General features: G+C 70.2%; 14 protein-coding genes, 1 pseudogene and 1 CRISPR repeat array. Of the genes and pseudogenes, 6 read left to right on the top strand and 9 right to left on the bottom strand.

The annotated features are described in order from the left end of the window. Window positions 1-162: 162 nt before the first annotated feature. Window positions 163-978 carry a protein NO VEIN domain-containing protein gene (locus ABLE43_RS03305; protein WP_348977053.1) on the top strand — a complete coding sequence of 272 codons (816 nt, stop codon included), beginning with the start codon at window positions 163-165 and terminating at the stop codon, window positions 976-978. Here the strand turns inward: ABLE43_RS03305 and ABLE43_RS03300 are convergent. Both ABLE43_RS03300 and ABLE43_RS03295 read right to left on the bottom strand, forming a co-directional pair. Next, window positions 975-1,571 carry a DJ-1/PfpI family protein gene (locus tag ABLE43_RS03300; protein ID WP_348977052.1) on the bottom strand — a complete coding sequence of 199 codons (597 nt, stop codon included), beginning with the start codon at window positions 1,569-1,571 and terminating at the stop codon, window positions 975-977. The genes ABLE43_RS03305 and ABLE43_RS03300 overlap by 4 nt on opposite strands. Then, entirely contained in the window at window positions 1,571-2,413 is an 843-nt protein-coding gene (locus ABLE43_RS03295; RefSeq protein WP_348977051.1) for a PhzF family phenazine biosynthesis protein, read from the bottom strand. The genes ABLE43_RS03300 and ABLE43_RS03295 overlap by 1 nt, the downstream gene beginning before the upstream one ends. Before the next feature lie 107 nt (window positions 2,414-2,520). Between ABLE43_RS03295 and ABLE43_RS03290 the strand changes: the two genes are divergently transcribed. The 5 genes and pseudogenes from ABLE43_RS03290 to ABLE43_RS23165 form a co-directional block, all read left to right on the top strand. Then, window positions 2,521-3,066 carry a GntR family transcriptional regulator gene (locus ABLE43_RS03290; protein WP_348977050.1) on the top strand — a complete coding sequence of 182 codons (546 nt, stop codon included), beginning with the start codon at window positions 2,521-2,523 and terminating at the stop codon, window positions 3,064-3,066. Beyond that, complete coding sequence (locus tag ABLE43_RS03285) at window positions 3,036-3,413, top strand: aminotransferase class I/II-fold pyridoxal phosphate-dependent enzyme (protein ID WP_348977138.1); 378 nt, start codon at window positions 3,036-3,038, stop codon at window positions 3,411-3,413. Before ABLE43_RS03290 ends, ABLE43_RS03285 begins: the two co-directional genes overlap by 31 nt. Then, window positions 3,338-3,586 (top strand): hypothetical protein, encoded by a 249-nt coding sequence (locus tag ABLE43_RS03280; RefSeq protein WP_348977049.1) that lies wholly within the window; start codon window positions 3,338-3,340, stop codon window positions 3,584-3,586. Before ABLE43_RS03285 ends, ABLE43_RS03280 begins: the two co-directional genes overlap by 76 nt. A 119-nt stretch (window positions 3,587-3,705) precedes the next feature. Continuing rightward, the gene (locus ABLE43_RS03275; RefSeq protein ID WP_348977048.1) at window positions 3,706-3,903 is read left to right on the top strand and encodes a hypothetical protein; all 198 of its coding nucleotides are present in this window, start codon (window positions 3,706-3,708) and stop codon (window positions 3,901-3,903) included. Between the two features lie 38 nt (window positions 3,904-3,941). Next, window positions 3,942-4,259, top strand: a pseudogene (locus ABLE43_RS23165) (hypothetical protein); the annotation flags it as partial. A 55-nt stretch (window positions 4,260-4,314) separates the two neighbouring features. Continuing rightward, a CRISPR array of direct repeats spans window positions 4,315-8,918; the repeat unit is 29 nt; unit sequence GGGTCCATCCCCGCACACGCGGGGGAGCC. Window positions 8,919-8,982: 64 nt separating this feature from the next. Here the strand turns inward: ABLE43_RS23165 and cas2e are convergent. From cas2e to ABLE43_RS03235, 7 genes are read right to left on the bottom strand one after another with little or no spacing between them, the layout of a single operon-like run. After that, window positions 8,983-9,309 (bottom strand): type I-E CRISPR-associated endoribonuclease Cas2e, encoded by a 327-nt coding sequence (cas2e, locus tag ABLE43_RS03265; RefSeq protein ID WP_348977046.1) that lies wholly within the window; start codon window positions 9,307-9,309, stop codon window positions 8,983-8,985. Further along, a complete protein-coding gene (cas1e, locus tag ABLE43_RS03260; RefSeq protein WP_348977045.1) occupies window positions 9,309-10,214 on the bottom strand; it encodes a type I-E CRISPR-associated endonuclease Cas1e in 906 nt (301 codons plus the stop codon). Before cas1e ends, cas2e begins: the two co-directional genes overlap by 1 nt. Then, window positions 10,215-10,991, bottom strand: a complete 777-nt coding sequence (locus ABLE43_RS03255; RefSeq protein WP_348977044.1) for a type I-E CRISPR-associated protein Cas6/Cse3/CasE — start codon at window positions 10,989-10,991, stop codon at window positions 10,215-10,217. Then, window positions 10,988-11,728 (bottom strand): type I-E CRISPR-associated protein Cas5/CasD, encoded by a 741-nt coding sequence (gene cas5e, locus ABLE43_RS03250; protein WP_348977043.1) that lies wholly within the window; start codon window positions 11,726-11,728, stop codon window positions 10,988-10,990. Before cas5e ends, ABLE43_RS03255 begins: the two co-directional genes overlap by 4 nt. Continuing rightward, window positions 11,725-12,939: a type I-E CRISPR-associated protein Cas7/Cse4/CasC gene (gene cas7e, locus ABLE43_RS03245; protein WP_348977042.1), complete on the bottom strand. Its 1,215-nt coding sequence runs from the start codon at window positions 12,937-12,939 to the stop codon at window positions 11,725-11,727. The genes cas5e and cas7e overlap by 4 nt, the downstream gene beginning before the upstream one ends. Further along, a complete protein-coding gene (gene casB, locus ABLE43_RS03240) occupies window positions 12,929-13,495 on the bottom strand; it encodes a type I-E CRISPR-associated protein Cse2/CasB (protein ID WP_348977041.1) in 567 nt (188 codons plus the stop codon). Before casB ends, cas7e begins: the two co-directional genes overlap by 11 nt. After that, window positions 13,485-14,984 carry a hypothetical protein gene (locus ABLE43_RS03235; protein ID WP_348977040.1) on the bottom strand — a complete coding sequence of 500 codons (1,500 nt, stop codon included), beginning with the start codon at window positions 14,982-14,984 and terminating at the stop codon, window positions 13,485-13,487. The genes casB and ABLE43_RS03235 overlap by 11 nt, the downstream gene beginning before the upstream one ends. Window positions 14,985-14,996: the final 12 nt, after the last annotated feature.

Here is a 14,996-nt window from a genome sequence, read left to right as displayed (position 1 = left end):
GTCCAACGGCGCGACCGAACTCGATCTCGTCAGGGAAGGTTTCCGCGGCCATGGGAGTGGAAGCGCGACGTCGATCGGGCCGCAGCGCGACGTGACAGTCTTACCTTCATCGCATAGCATTTGCCGATGGCTTCCGGCGACTGGACCGATCAGCAGAACGACGTGATCGTCGCCGACTATTTCGCGATGCTGGCCGACGATGAGGCAGGCCGCCCCTATAGCAAGGCCGAGCATAATCGTCGGTTGCAGGCGGCGATCGGAAGGCCGCGCGGGTCGATCGAATACAAGCATCAGAATATCAGTGCCGTCCTGAAGGGACTCGGTGAGGATTGGATCCCCGGCTACAAGCCCGCCTTCAACTTCCAGGGCTCGCTGGTCGATGCCGTGGCGCGCTGGCTGGCTGCGCATCCGACGTGGCTCTCGCCCTACACGCGCGTGTCACTGGCGGGAGGGTCGCCGCCGTCGCATGTGCGGGAAGCGCCGACCCTGTGGATCGGCCCGCCGCCGACGCTCGGCAATGCCCCGCCGCCGGAGGAACTCGAGCAGATGCAGTATATCGCCCGGCGCTTCGACGTGGCGGAGCGCGATGCCCGCAACCGTGCGCTCGGCCGCGCTGGCGAGGAGCGCATCGTCCTCCACGAACGATCGTCGCTTATTGCCGCCGGGCGCGACGATCTGGCCGATCGCGTCCGCTGGGTTTCGGACCAGGATGGCGACGGCGCAGGCTACGATATCGCCAGCTTCGAGATCGATGGCCGTCCTCGCCTTATCGAGGTGAAGACCACCAATGGATGGGAGCGCACGCCCTTTCACATCAGCCGCAACGAACTGGCCGTGTCGGAAGAGCATCGCCACGATTGGTGCCTTGTGCGGCTCTGGAACTTCGCCCGAGATCCACGCGGATTCGAGTTGCGGCCGCCGCTGGACGCGCATGTGTCACTGATGCCGACCAGTTTTCAGGCCAGCTTTAGGGATTAAGGCTGGGCGCCAATCATGGATAGCGCGTGCTCGACGAACCGGTCCTTCTCGCCGACCGGCGCGACATAGTGCAGCGCCTCGCGCGCAAGGTCGGGCGAGCCGCCGCGCGCGATCATCCAGGCGGCGAGGTATGGGGCCGCGAGACAACCGCCCGCCGTCGCGACATTGCCATGAGCGGCGAACGGTGCGTCAATGACGGTGACACCGGCCTCCACCACCCATGGCTTGGTGGTGAGGTCGGTGCAGGCCGGCAAGTCGCCGATCAAGCCGAGTTTCGCCAGCAGCAGCGTGCCCGAACATTGCGCGGCGATCAGCTGTCGCGTCGGATAGAGGCGCAGTTGCGCGAGTGTCGCGGGGTCGGCAGCGATCTCGCGTGTGCGATAGCCGCTGCCGATCAGGACAGCGTCCGCCTCCTCGACGAATTCGAGCGGCCGTTGGCGGTGGACGATGACGCCGTTCAGCGACGTCACCGTCTCGGTGGGCGCGGTGATGTGTGCGGTCCAGCCGTGCGACCGGAGCCGGTTGAGGATCGCGGCGGTGACGAAGGAGTCGAGTTCGTTGAAGCCATCGAAGGTGAGGACCGCGACCTGCATCAGCCGTGCACCGAACCGCTGAACAGGGTCCGCGTCGCGCCGGCGACCCAGACCTGTCTGGTGTCGTCCTGCGAGACGTGGATGCGCCCGCTCCGCCCCAGCCGGGTGCCTTGCGCGGCGACGTAGCTGCCGCTCGCGCGGCCGCTGGCGAACAGCCACTGAGCGACCGACGCGTTGAGGCTGCCGGTGACGGGGTCCTCGATCAGCCCGCCATGCGCGTCGGTGAAGAGGGCACGCAGTTCGAACTGCACGTCGCCGCCGGCGGCGTGCGGCCCGACGATGCCGATGTCGATATGCTCGGGGTGATGCCGCGCCGGTTCGACCGCCAGCACCGCCTCGGCCGATTCCAGCAGGACCGCGATCCAGCCGGGGCCATTGTCCGCCCAAGCAGCATCGACGATCGCCGCGCGGTCAATCCGCAGCAACTCCGCGACTTGGGCGATCTCGGCCTCGGTCGGGGTGCCGCCGCGCAGCAGCGGTGGGGCGGCAAAGGCAAGCTGATCGCCATCGCGGCGGATCGTCACCAGTCCGATGCCACACTCCTGCACGATCAGGCCCTCCTGCCTGGGCTGACCACCGGCTTCCAACCACGCATGCGCGCTGCCCAGCGTCGGGTGGCCGGCGAAGGGCAGTTCATGGGCCATGGTGAAGATCCGGACCCGATAGTCGGCCGCCGGGTCGGTCGGCGGCAGCAGGAAGGTCGTCTCCGAAAAGTTCAGCCAGCCTGCGATCGCCTGCATCTCCCGCGACGATAGACCCTCGGCGTCGGCGATGACCGCCAGCGGATTGCCGGTCAGCGGATCGGTGCCGAACACGACGACGAGGCGGAAGGGGCGGGTCACGGTCTCGGTTCTCCTGCGAATGGTGACGCGTGCTACCCTCCGGAGGCTGGTGCGAACAGGCACGGACCGGTACGATCGTGCCGAACTGTATTGGTGAAAATAGCAGCATGATGGGGATACAAGCCGACGAGACCCGCATCGGAATGGTGGTGCGCACGATCCGCGACCGCATGGAGGCGCGGGCGTTGACGCCGGGGGCGCGGCTCCCGTCGGTCCGCGCAATGGCGGAGGCGAGCAACGTCGCGCGTTCGACGGTGGTCGACGCCTATGACCGGCTCGCTGCAGAGGGGGTGATCCGCTCGCGTCCTGGGTCGGGCTTCCATGTCGCCGCGCCGCTCGCGCCGCTGGCGCTCGACCGGCTCGGCGCCACGCAGAAACGCGAGGTCGATCCGTTGTGGACGCTGCGACAGTCGCTGGGCGAGCAACGGTTTGACCTGATGCCGGGATGCGGCTGGCTGCCGGATGACTGGCTGCCGGATGACTGGCTGGCGAGCGACGCGCTGCGCAAGGCGATGCGCGGCGCCGCGCGTGCGAGCGGCGCGGGGGTGCTGGCCGGCTATGCCTCGCCACGCGGCTCGCTGCCGCTTCGCGTGCTGCTAGCGCGACGGATGGCGGATAAGGGATCGAGGCTGGTCCCGACCAGATCCTGCTGACCGACGGCGGCACCCATGCGCTCGATCTCGTTTGTCGCTTCCTGTTGCAACCGGGCGACGCCGTGCTGGTCGACGATCCCTGCTACTTCAACTTTCTCGCTCTGCTGCGGGCACACCGGGCCGAGGTGATCGGCGTGCAGATGACGCCAACGGGGCCCGATGTCGCCGCTTTCGCCGAGGCAGCCGCGGTGCATCGCCCCGCCTGGCGGCGTTCGATGGGCTCGACCGAACGATCCGGATCGGCAGCTTCCCCAAGTCGCTGTCGGCAGCGGTGCGCTGCGGGCACATCGCCGCGCGGCCCGACTGGATCGAGGCGCTCGCCGACCTGCGCATCGCCACCTCGATGATGGGCAGCCCGTTGGCGGCCAGCCTCCTCCATGCGGTGCTGACCGACGGCAGCTATCGCCGCCATGTCGAGGGGACTGTTTACCTTGGCAGCATTATGGATGCTTGTTTCTCGCTGAGGGTTGATGCGAGGGGGATGGGATGCGTTGTCCGGCGTGTGAGGGAAGCGATCTGATCAAGCGGGGCCGCAAGTCTGGACGTCAGCGCTATGTGTGCCGGGCATGCGGTCGATACTGCACCGACAGCCAGCCCCGCTTCAGTGCCGAAACCAGGGCGCTGGCAATCGAGATGTACATGAACAGCATGGGCATCCGGGCGATCGGTCGGGTGCCGGGAGCCTCGCCGGCAGCGGTGCTGAAGCGGATCCGCAAGGAACATGCGGCGCTGCAGGCGAAGCTGGCGCATGCCGCTCCGCTCGACACCGGGGAGACCGACGTCATCGAGATGGACGAGATCTATACCTACGTCCAGAAAAACGGCAGCGGGCGGTAGTCTGGACCGCGTACAGCCGCCGGCATCGGCGCGTCGTCGCCTATCATGTCGGCGATAGCGGCGTCAGAAGCGCGACCGCCATCTACACCTCGGCCAGGGCCGCCGTCGGCCAGATCGGCGCGATCTTCACCGACGCCAACTCCTGTTACCACCTCGCCTTCGAGCGGATCGGCGCGCCCGAACCGCACCGGCAGACGAAGGCGCAGACGCATCTGATCGAATCGTCCAACGCCTCCTTCCGCGACATGCTCGCCCGCTTCAACCGCAGGACCAAATGCGCTTCCAAGACCCGGCAGATGCTCGAAATCACCCTCGACATCTTCCTCGCCAGAAAACACCTGTTGAGTCCAAGGTGAACACTCCCACACGCGGGGGAGCCGTCTTGTATTCACCCGGCCCAAACCGCAGCGTGGGCCCATCCCCGCACAAGCGGGGGAGCCGGATTGTCCATGTAGACGCGCAGGCGCGCGCCGGGTCCATCCCCGCACAAGCGGGGGAGCCGAGGAGACCGCCGATCTGGCCAAGCATGACGGGGGGGCATCCCCGCACAAGCGGGGGAGCCTCCAACGTCAACACCATGCGGCCGTGTGACAACGGTCCATCCCCGCACACGCGGGGGAGCCACGGGTCACGGAAACACCGAAGATAAATCCGGGGGTCCATCCCCGCACACGCGGGGGAGCCAAGTCGTGGCCGCTCGGGTTCACCAACTTTAAGGGTCCATCCCCGCACACGCGGGGGAGCCTCGATCGTCATGCACGGATAGTGGGCGATCGGGGGTCCATCCCCGCACACGCGGGGGAGCCCACCAGCACCGCCAATCGGACCGAGCCGGTCAGGGTCCATCCCCGCACACGCGGGGGAGCCGCAATGTCGAGGCGGTGATCATCGACTTCCGCGGGTCCATCCCCGCACACGCGGGGGAGCCTGACGTTGTGGTGGGGCCAAATCTTCTCGGTGGGGTCCATCCCCGCACACGCGGGGGAGCCGTGCCGGGCAGGCCGTTGGTCGCCAGCACGGCGGGTCCATCCCCGCACACGCGGGGGAGCCCCGGTGATCTCGCCTGCGATCGACCGCACCTCGGGTCCATCCCCGCACACGCGGGGGAGCCTGTCCCGAACCACGTCCTACTGGCATCGGCTATGGTCCATCCCCGCACACGCGGGGGAGCCTTCTGGCGGTCATCGACAGCCCGGGCGGCGCGGGGTCCATCCCCGCACACGCGGGGGAGCCTACTGGCGGCCCATGCGTCGGACAGCGGCCCAAGGTCCATCCCCGCACACGCGGGGGAGCCCCCGACGATCGTACAGGGACATGATTGCTTGCGGGTCCATCCCCGCACACGCGGGGGAGCCGGTACTGGTTTTCACGTTCCTGCGGCATTTCAGGGTCCCTCCCCGCACACGCGGGGGAGCCCCGACCCCGGTCGCGCCCACCTGACCGGCGCGGGGTCCATCCCCGCACACGCGGGGGAGCCGATCGCCGTCAACGCGGCGAACGGTGCGTCCAGGGTCCATCCCCGCACACGCGGGGGAGCCTCCTGTGGATCGGTCGCCGATCAGCTCTCAAAGGGTCCATCCCCGCACACGCGGGGGAGCCGAGCTGCTCGGCCTCACGCGCCTTGCGGCGGCGGGTCCATCCCCGCACACGCGGGGGAGCCACGCGGTCGAGCGGATTGATGAGGCTGCGGAGGGGTCCATCCCCGCACACGCGGGGGAGCCGACGAGTGCGGTTTCGTGGTCGATCGCCGAGCGGGTCCATCCCCGCACACGCGGGGGAGCCTTGCTGTTCCCCAGCCTTCGCCCTTGTTCGCAGGGTCCATCCCCGCACACGCGGGGGAGCCCTCAAGGTCCAGGCTGAGAAGAACCCCGGCCCGGGTCCATCCCCGCACACGCGGGGGAGCCATCCGGGCGATGGCGTCGAAGAACAGCGGGTTGGGTCCATCCCCGCACACGCGGGGGAGCCGTTATCAAGGCACGCGACAAGCTGCGCAAGCGGGGTCCATCCCCGCACACGCGGGGGAGCCCACCGGATTATGTCGTGGGACGAGGCGCTTGGGGGTCCATCCCCGCACACGCGGGGGAGCCCGAAGATCACGCCGCGCGACGCGCTCCAATTGGGGTCCATCCCCGCACACGCGGGGGAGCCGGCTTCTCGACCTTGTTGATCATCGGCATGTACGGTCCATCCCCGCACACGCGGGGGAGCCGCCGATAGACCTCGACGCCGCCGGCGTTGATCGGGTCCATCCCCGCACACGCGGGGGAGCCGCGATCAGAACCCCGATCGCCGCCGCCTCGATGGGTCCATCCCCGCACACGCGGGGGAGCCCGCGACGACGTCGACGCGCCGCGTATCTCGACGGGTCCATCCCCGCACACGCGGGGGAGCCTTGGCGATACGTTTGGCGCACCTCCTGCAAAAGGGTCCATCCCCGCACACGCGGGGGAGCCATCCGCCCGGCCGATCGCGCGTCGATGATCCGGGGTCCATCCCCGCACACGCGGGGGAGCCCGGGTCGCCGCCCGCCGGTTGCGTCACGACGAAGGTCCATCCCCGCACACGCGGGGGAGCCGTTGGCGCTCGACTTCCGCCAGCCGGCAGGGCGGGTCCATCCCCGCACACGCGGGGGAGCCGGAGCGGGGCGTCCCGATCGGATCGGCCGTAGGGGTCCATCCCCGCACACGCGGGGGAGCCCTTGCCGCGCGCCTTTGTGCGCTGATCGATACCGGTCCATCCCCGCACACGCGGGGGAGCCCGCGACGGTCGCACGGGCGAGGAAGCGTCTGGGGGTCCATCCCCGCACACGCGGGGGAGCCCGTAGCGTGACGCACGGCCCGAGCGGGGCGCAGGGTCCATCCCCGCACACGCGGGGGAGCCACCGTGGCCGGACGTGAGGCGATGGGCATGGAGGGTCCATCCCCGCACACGCGGGGGAGCCCGTCGTAATTATCCGAGCCGATAACCTGCCACGGGTCCATCCCCGCACACGCGGGGGAGCCCAGCCCGACTACCGTGGTCATCAGGGCCAGCAGGGTCCATCCCCGCACACGCGGGGGAGCCTTCACCGCATCCCAGATCGCTTTGCGCGCCTGGGGTCCATCCCCGCACACGCGGGGGAGCCGGCGTCCGCCTCGGCTTGGGCCATTGCGAGCCGGGTCCATCCCCGCACACGCGGGGGAGCCCCGAGGTGGGTGCCCGATCGATTACCTGACCGGGGTCCATCCCCGCACACGCGGGGGAGCCGCGGTGCCGCGGAGGTCGTGGAAGTGGAGGCCGGGTCCATCCCCGCACACGCGGGGGAGCCGATTGCAGCGCTTCCTTCTCCGCCGATGTGAGGGGTCCATCCCCGCACACGCGGGGGAGCCAGACCTTGTCAGCCAGCGGCGGGGAGACGTAATGGTCCATCCCCGCACACGCGGGGGAGCCGCCGCGCTCGGACATGCCGACCTCCATCGCGTGGGTCCATCCCCGCACACGCGGGGGAGCCGCCGTCGAGAACGCCCGGCGCGGGCCGGTGGAGGGTCCATCCCCGCACACGCGGGGGAGCCCGGCGATACTCCTGCATCTCGGCCTCGATTCGGGGTCCATCCCCGCACACGCGGGGGAGCCCCCTTCAGGTCCGGCCGGCCGTTCTTGACGACGGGTCCATCCCCGCACACGCGGGGGAGCCTCGCGCAGCACCTCATCGGACCGCCGGTGGTAGGGTCCATCCCCGCACACGCGGGGGAGCCCTCGCCCACCGCTCGCTAAGGATGCCCGGCATGGGTCCATCCCCGCACACGCGGGGGAGCCCGCCGCCGCGCGCGTCGGGTAATCCTCGACCAGGGTCCATCCCCGCACACGCGGGGGAGCCAGCGACGCCGACCGTCGCCACGCGATCAATGAGGGTCCATCCCCGCACACGCGGGGGAGCCTAGAATAGGAGCCATGTCCGTGCCGCTAGGGAGGGTCCATCCCCGCACACGCGGGGGAGCCTCGCCGTGTCCGGATAGGTCATCATGTCGATTGGGTCCATCCCCGCACACGCGGGGGAGCCATGAGCGGCGGCACCGTGCCTTGGTGGCATCTGGGTCCATCCCCGCACACGCGGGGGAGCCTGCGAGCAGCCGCGGATCGCGTGGCTGTTCCAGGGTCCATCCCCGCACACGCGGGGGAGCCTCGAACGCACGGACGGTGTCGGCGGCGGGCAGGGGTCCATCCCCGCACACGCGGGGGAGCCCGGAGGGTGCCTCCGGCGCGCGGGCTTGCAATGGGTCCATCCCCGCACACGCGGGGGAGCCCGTGACCGCTTTTCGCCGTTGCCTTGTGGCAACGGTCCATCCCCGCACACGCGGGGGAGCCTGGGACGACTTGGGGACAGGGAGCGGCGCGCGGGGTCCATCCCCGCACACGCGGGGGAGCCTTGACCTGTGCCTCAATGTCGACGCGGCGCATGGGTCCATCCCCGCACACGCGGGGGAGCCTTCTCGGCCGCCGCGTTGAATTCTGCGGGCGACGGTCCATCCCCGCACACGCGGGGGAGCCCAGCGCGTCGGACAGGTGCCCGCCGAGCACTCGGGTCCATCCCCGCACACGCGGGGGAGCCCCGCCGCGCAGCAGCCGTCGGAGGAATACTGGGGGTCCATCCCCGCACACGCGGGGGAGCCCCGCCGCGCAGCAGCCGTCGGAGGAATACTGGGGGTCCATCCCCGCACACGCGGGGGAGCCGTGCTTGATTGGTGCGAATGTCACCAATCGTTGGGTCCATCCCCGCACACGCGGGGGAGCCAGCGCGATCCACCGTACAGCTTCTAAGGGAAATGGTCCATCCCCGCACACGCGGGGGAGCCCCACGAATGCCGCCGGGGGTGATGCCGGAACTGGGTCCATCCCCGCACACGCGGGGGAGCCGCCGCAGCGGCTGACGCGAAGAACATCGCCCGGGGTCCATCCCCGCACACGCGGGGGAGCCACGTCGCTGACGATGCTGTCGTACACGCGGCAGGGTCCATCCCCGCACACGCGGGGGAGCCTCTCCCATGCAACTATCTGCAACCATTCACGATGTCAAAGACCGTCCCGCAATTCCGCCCGCCGCTATCCCGGCCGGGGCGGTACGTCGCGCCCGGAAAGTGCGCGGCGGACGAGCAGGATGCCGTCGTGCGCCACCACGTCCTTGGGCGGTTCGCCCAGCACGGCGAGGCCCAATCCGCCCGCCGACGCCGGTTCGGCCCAGCACATCACGATGCTGCCGCGGCGCAGGCGGGCGTGCCATTCCTCGACGACGGTCCAGATGCGGCCGCGCACGCCCGCGCTCATGCGCGGCTGGGCATAGACGCCGGGGGCCAGTTCCAGCATCGCCGAGCCGAGGAAGCCGCGATAGCGGTCCTCCACGTCGCGGGTGATGACGACGGTCAGCGGCATCAGGCGGAACCCGCCGCCGCGCCGTCGCCGCCCGCCGCCGTCTCGCCCGGCAGCAGCAGCGTCTTGATCCGCTCGATCATGCCGGGGATGACGCCGCGCTGGCGAAAGAGCAGCGCGGCACGCTTGCGCACCAGCCGCTCGATCGGGGCGGCACCGCGCCCGCGCGCCTCGCGCACCGCACCGAACGCGATGTCGAGCAGCACGTCGTGGCGATAGAGGTCGGCGATGTCGAGCACGAAGCTCTGGCCGGAATCCTCATGCACGAAGCCCAGTTGCGGGATCGCGCCCGTCGCCGCCACCGCGACCGCCGCCGCTGCGGTCATCGCCGATCCGGCGTGGTTGATCGCCTGGTTGGCGAGGTCGCCCGCCTCCGGATTTTCGCGATCGTAGCGGCGGCCGTTCCAGCCGATGCCATGGCGTTCGGCGGCGAGAACGTAGGCGCGCTTGATCCGCGCGCCTTCCTGTCCGCGGAGTACCGCGATGTCGCGGGTACGCACGATCTCGCCGAAGCGCATGGCGTACATCGCGCGGGCGGTCTCCATGCGCAGCTTGGGGTCGGCCCATCGCCGGACCTGCGCGCGGGCCAGCGCCGAACTGTCGGGCATCAGCGGCGGCGCGGTATAGAAGCGCACCGCCCCGTCGCCGATCGCGGCCAGCGCACAGCCGTGGCGGGCGAGCAGGCGCAGCGCGTCGTGGGTGACGCTCGACCCCGGCCCCAGCAGGACGATCGAAATGGCGTGATAGGGGATCTGATAGTCGCCCGCGCCCAGTGCCCCGCCGCCCGCCGTCACGAAGCGCAGGCAGCCGTCCTCCACCTCCAGCCGCCCGCGATCGAGCCAGACCAGCCCCTGCCGGTCGGCATGGGGGATGCGCGCCCGCTCCAGCCCGAGGCGGCCCGACAGCATCTATCCGGCGCGCCCCGGCGGGCCGAGCAGCAGCATGCCGTAGCCGAAGCCGCTGTGTCGCCCGACCCCCTTGGCCAGCAATGCGGCGAAGGCGGCGGGATCGGTGACGGTCAGCGTGCCTGCCAGCACCGCATCGGGGCCTTCGACCCGGTGCGTGCGCCGGGCCTCGCCTTCCTTGCGGTGCGTGCTGCGTCGGGTGCGGCTACGCTGGAACAGCCGCATCCCCGCGCGCTCCAGCGCCGCCGCCGGGGCGAGGCGCTGCCCCAGCCATGCGACATAGACGCTCTCACGGTCGACGTTCCGCCAGTCCTCGCCCGCGGCGACCGCCCGTTCGCAGGCGGCGACATAGGCGTCCATTTCGCCCGCGTCGGGCTGCCATGCTCCGGGGCTGGCCGCGCGCTGTTCGCGGATGCGCCTGCCGAAGCGGACCACGGGACGCACCCGCACCTCGAAGCCGTAGCGCGCGCCTTCGCGCCATGCCTCGGGCATCGCGCGCACGGCGGGCGCGCTGCTGAACACATGCGCGAGCAGGTCGTCGGTGGCGGGCAGGGCGGCGGCATCGGTCAGCGCGGCGGGATCGGCGAGATAGCCGAGCAGGTGCGGCCCGGCGGCATGGTCGGGCAGATAGCGGAACGGGCGCGGCGCGGCATCGCCGAACCGCGCGAGCAGCGCGGCATGCAGCGCATAGCCGCCGTCGTCGTCATCGATCCGCCGTGCGACCGCGAAGGTCGCCAGCGCGCGCGGATCGACGCCGATGCGCAGCAGGTGGAGGCTCACGCCGCCGCCTCCGGCCAGCCGAGCCGTCCGTGCATCACCCGGCGCAATCCGGCATGGACTCCGGCGGGCCAGCGGCGTTCGTCGGTCTGTTCGTCTTCCTGCGGCTGGGCAACGGGCGTCGCGGTGCCGATGCCCTCACCAACGGGCCATTGTGCACGCAGGTCGGGGCGGGCCGGGGGCGGTTGCTTGAGCAGCGCTAGTCCGGCGCCCAGCGCCTCGGGGATCGTTGCCGCCTCGACGAAATCGACGAACAACCGGCGCGACGGTACGAACGGCTTGCGCCCGATGAACAGCGGACGTTCGGGGCGTTCGAGCGCCGCCGCCAGCGCGTCGAGATCGGGAGCTTCGTCGGCGGGGATCAGGCGGCAGGCGATCACCACCCGTGCGTCCGCGTCCATGTCGCGGTAGCGGATGTGGGGGGATTTATAGGTTTCCGCGCCGCCCGCGCGACCCTCCACCCGACCGCGCGTGGTCCAGCCGCGGTCGTTCGCCTCCAGCTTCGCCGTCTGGAACTCGCGCTGGCGCTGCCCCTCGGCAATGCGCGCCGATCCCATGACGAGGCGTTCCTGCAGGGCGGCATGCAGCGCCACGTCGTGCCGCTCCCAGCCCAGCGCATTGGCGAACAGCCCGGCCACCATCGACTTGGCGGGAAAGTCGCGCACCACGCCGTACGCATCGACCAGATCGCCGCCGAAGCTCATCAGCGGCGCGTCGAGATCGAGCAGCAGATGCCTCACGCGGCTGCGTCCCGCACCAGCTTGCCCGCCCATGCCGCGAGTGCGGGCAGGCTGTCGGCATCGACGCTATCGAGCCGCAGGTCGGGCAGGGCGGCGTGGCGGCGCTTCTCTCCGGTGTCGTACATCGCGTCGAGGGCGTCGAGATGGCCGAGCAGCGCCTGCGCGGTCCGGCTGCCGAGCGAGCGGTTCGACTTGGCGTCTTGCGTCGGCACCGCGTCGCGAAAGGCATTGGCGAGCGTGCGCGGCTGGCGGTCGCCCGCTTCCACCAGCACCAGCTCGGCGCGGCTGTAGGGCGCGGTCGACCCCTTCTTCGCGCCGGGGGAGACTTCGGCGATCAGATAGACCAGATGCTCGACGACCTCCGCGGCAAGGTCGCGGTCGTGATCCCCGGCCCAGTCGCTGCGCGCACAGCCGGTCAGGTTGGACACGAGCAGCGGCACGTCGACCACGACATAGCCGTAGTAGAGGCCGGAGGTGAGTTCGGTGTCGAACACGCCCGCCGCACCTGCGTCATCGCCCTGTTCGCGGTCGCGCAGGTCGTCGACGACGGTGAAATAGTCGAGTTCCGCCTGTTCGGCATGGACGGTGAAAGCGTGCGCGACATGGATTGCGGCGTCGCGATTTGCGCGAGGGTCGCTGGTCACCATTCGCCCGAACAGTGCCGCCTCCAGCGAGGACGCGAGGACGCTCTGGTCGCGCAACTGGTTCAGATTGGACTTTTCTTCCTTGATCCATGCCTCGGCAGCGGCCTTGACGGCCTTTGCGTCGGGATTTTCGGACAGGAGTCGTTCCGCCTGCGCGCGCATCCATGCCAGTTCGGGGCGGCCGAACAACAGTGCCTGCCGCTGCTGCTTGTCCTTGGCATTCTTGCCGTAAAATTTGGCGAGGAAGGCCTCCTCGACGGCATCGACCGCCTTTTCGTCGAAGCGGTTGCGCAGCGGGCCGGTTACTTCGCGCTCGATCGCGATCTTGGAACGGACGCCCTCGACGCCCGCCTGCTTGGCGAGATCGTGCAGGCCGTGGCGATCCTCGGTAACGCGCCAGTGGCGCTTGAGGCATTGCGACGACACCCGCGTCCGCGTGGCGTCGCCGAACGGCAGCTGCTTGGCGAGCCCGGCATCGTCCCGGTTGAGCAGCGCGCCCGGCCATGCGGCGAGGAAGTGGATCTGGATGAACTTCGGCACCACGCCGCCGGTCGTGTCAGTCGTCACGCGCATTCCCTTCTTCCGACCGCGCCTCGGCGGCATAAAAATCCTGTGCGATGCGGATGCGCGCGGCATCCGCCTTCCTGGGGTCCGACCCGAGCAGGTGATAGAGCGTCCACAGGTTCACCGGCTTGCGCGTCGTCGCCAGCATCCGGGCGGCGCGGTGCACCTGATCGACCAGCGCATCCCCGCGCGCGGCGAGCAGGCGCAGCAGGCGATTCTCGGCATAGTGGACGTCGGACAGGGCACGCCCGAGCGACCGGCGCTCGTCATGCGCCTGCACCGCGCCGGTGCCCGACAGCGTCGCCGCGACATGCGCGAGCGACCGCCAGCGATCGAAGTCGTGCCGGATACGTTCGTCGGGCAGCTTCGACCGTACGAGGAGCTTGACGACGATGCCGTCCGCCTCGCGGGATCGGGTGAGCGGAATGCGCCGCAGTGCCGCACGGTCGCCGGTCCCGAGGTAGCCGATCTGCCCGGCAACCGATTTTACCCAGTTCTCCTTCGCGGGATCGGCGGTCGCCGCATCCGGTGCGCTCGCCATCGCGGCATCATTCGCCATGTTTCGCGTCCTCCACCCATTTGCGCATCTGCCCGTCGAGCAACCCCCGTGCCCGCGCGCGTGCCCGGACCCGGCGCAACTCGGTACCCGGTGCCGCTTCGGCGGCCGCCTCGAACGTGTCGCTCGCGATCGCGCGCAACCGCATCCGCCACGAGAGACGCGGATTGTCGTCGTCGCGCGCCGCCTCTGCCCAGAAGGGGGCGTCGAAAAACTCGGCATCGACCGTCTGGTCGAACAGGTCGAGCCAACGGTTGGTCTTCTTCTTGGCGGCGTCGTCATCGAGCCGTGCCTGCTCCGGCCCGCCCTGCACCAGCGAAATGAGCGCCCGGCGCAGTCGTCGTCCGGCCTCGCCCGCCTCGTCGGAACGCTTGCGGGCGACCGCGCCGATCCGGTCGATCGGCGAAGTCCCATAGGCTCCGATGCGCTCCATCCTGCTCGCACGGACCGCCCGGCGGTGCAGCCCTTCGGTCTTGCCCTGACCGCGCACCAGCGCGGCGGCGAGGATCGTCAGACCTTCCCGATCATCACCGTCGTGCAACCTGGCCAGCAGCGGGGTGGTGATCTTCGTCTCATCCAGCAGGTTGGCCATCTGGCGATAGCCGAATCCCGCGCCGGTCGGGGTATGGCTGGTCGATCCGTCCGCCTTCATCGGCGCCCATGGGTCCGCCGTCCGGCCCTTCAGTTCCGCCGCGGCGACGCGCGCGCATTTCGACCCCGCCGCCAGCCCCTCGATCGCGCCGTCCGGGGCGCGGCGGAGTCGGACCCGGCGACAGATTTCGACATAGAGTTCGTCGAGCGTGTCGAAGTCGAGCGATAGCGTTCCGTCCCACGGCACGGTCCAGATCAGCCCGATCCCGCCGCGCCGGTCGGGGCGAGCGGTCGCGTCCTGCAACAACCGCCGCAGGTCACGGACGAAACCCCCGGCGGCACCGCCCCGCGGCCGGACGCCCAGACTCATCCGGCTCGCGAACCCCCCGTTCATCCGCGAGATGCCGTAGTTGCCCGCGCCCAGAAACCCCTCGGTCGTCTGCAACGTCACCAGCGCGAACAGCCAGTCCTCGTCGCTCGCCGCGACCATCCGCTCCTGCTTGAGGTCATGATTCTTGGCGGTGACGAGCATGTCGAGCGCGTCGGGGGTGGGCAGGCGGTTCTTGTACGCCGCGCGGTCGGTCGGGGCGACGGTCGGCGGCTGGAGCAGCGCGGGTTTGGACCAGTCGTCCACCACCAGTTCCCATGCCTCGCCATCGGGATAGTCGGGGGTCAGGCCGATCAGCAGGTCGCGCCAGGCCACCTCGTCGGTCGGCGGGGCATCGCGCCCGGCATGGAGCAGCGCCATCGCCGCGACCTGTACCGTGAAGGCGTGCCACGGCTCGCGCTGGTGCGGGCGCAGCGCGGGGAAGCTCCACGCCTCGCCCCGCGCCAGCGCCGCGAACGCCGCGAACAAGCTGCCGCGATGCACCTCGCCCTGTTCGTCCCGCCATCCGATCATGTGCCCCTCCGA

This window comes from Sphingomonas silueang, from assembly GCF_040049155.1.
Lineage (GTDB): Bacteria > Pseudomonadota > Alphaproteobacteria > Sphingomonadales > Sphingomonadaceae > Sphingomonas > Sphingomonas silueang.
Note: the sequence above shows the minus strand (reverse complement) of the source record. Positions and strands in the feature narration are given on the sequence as shown.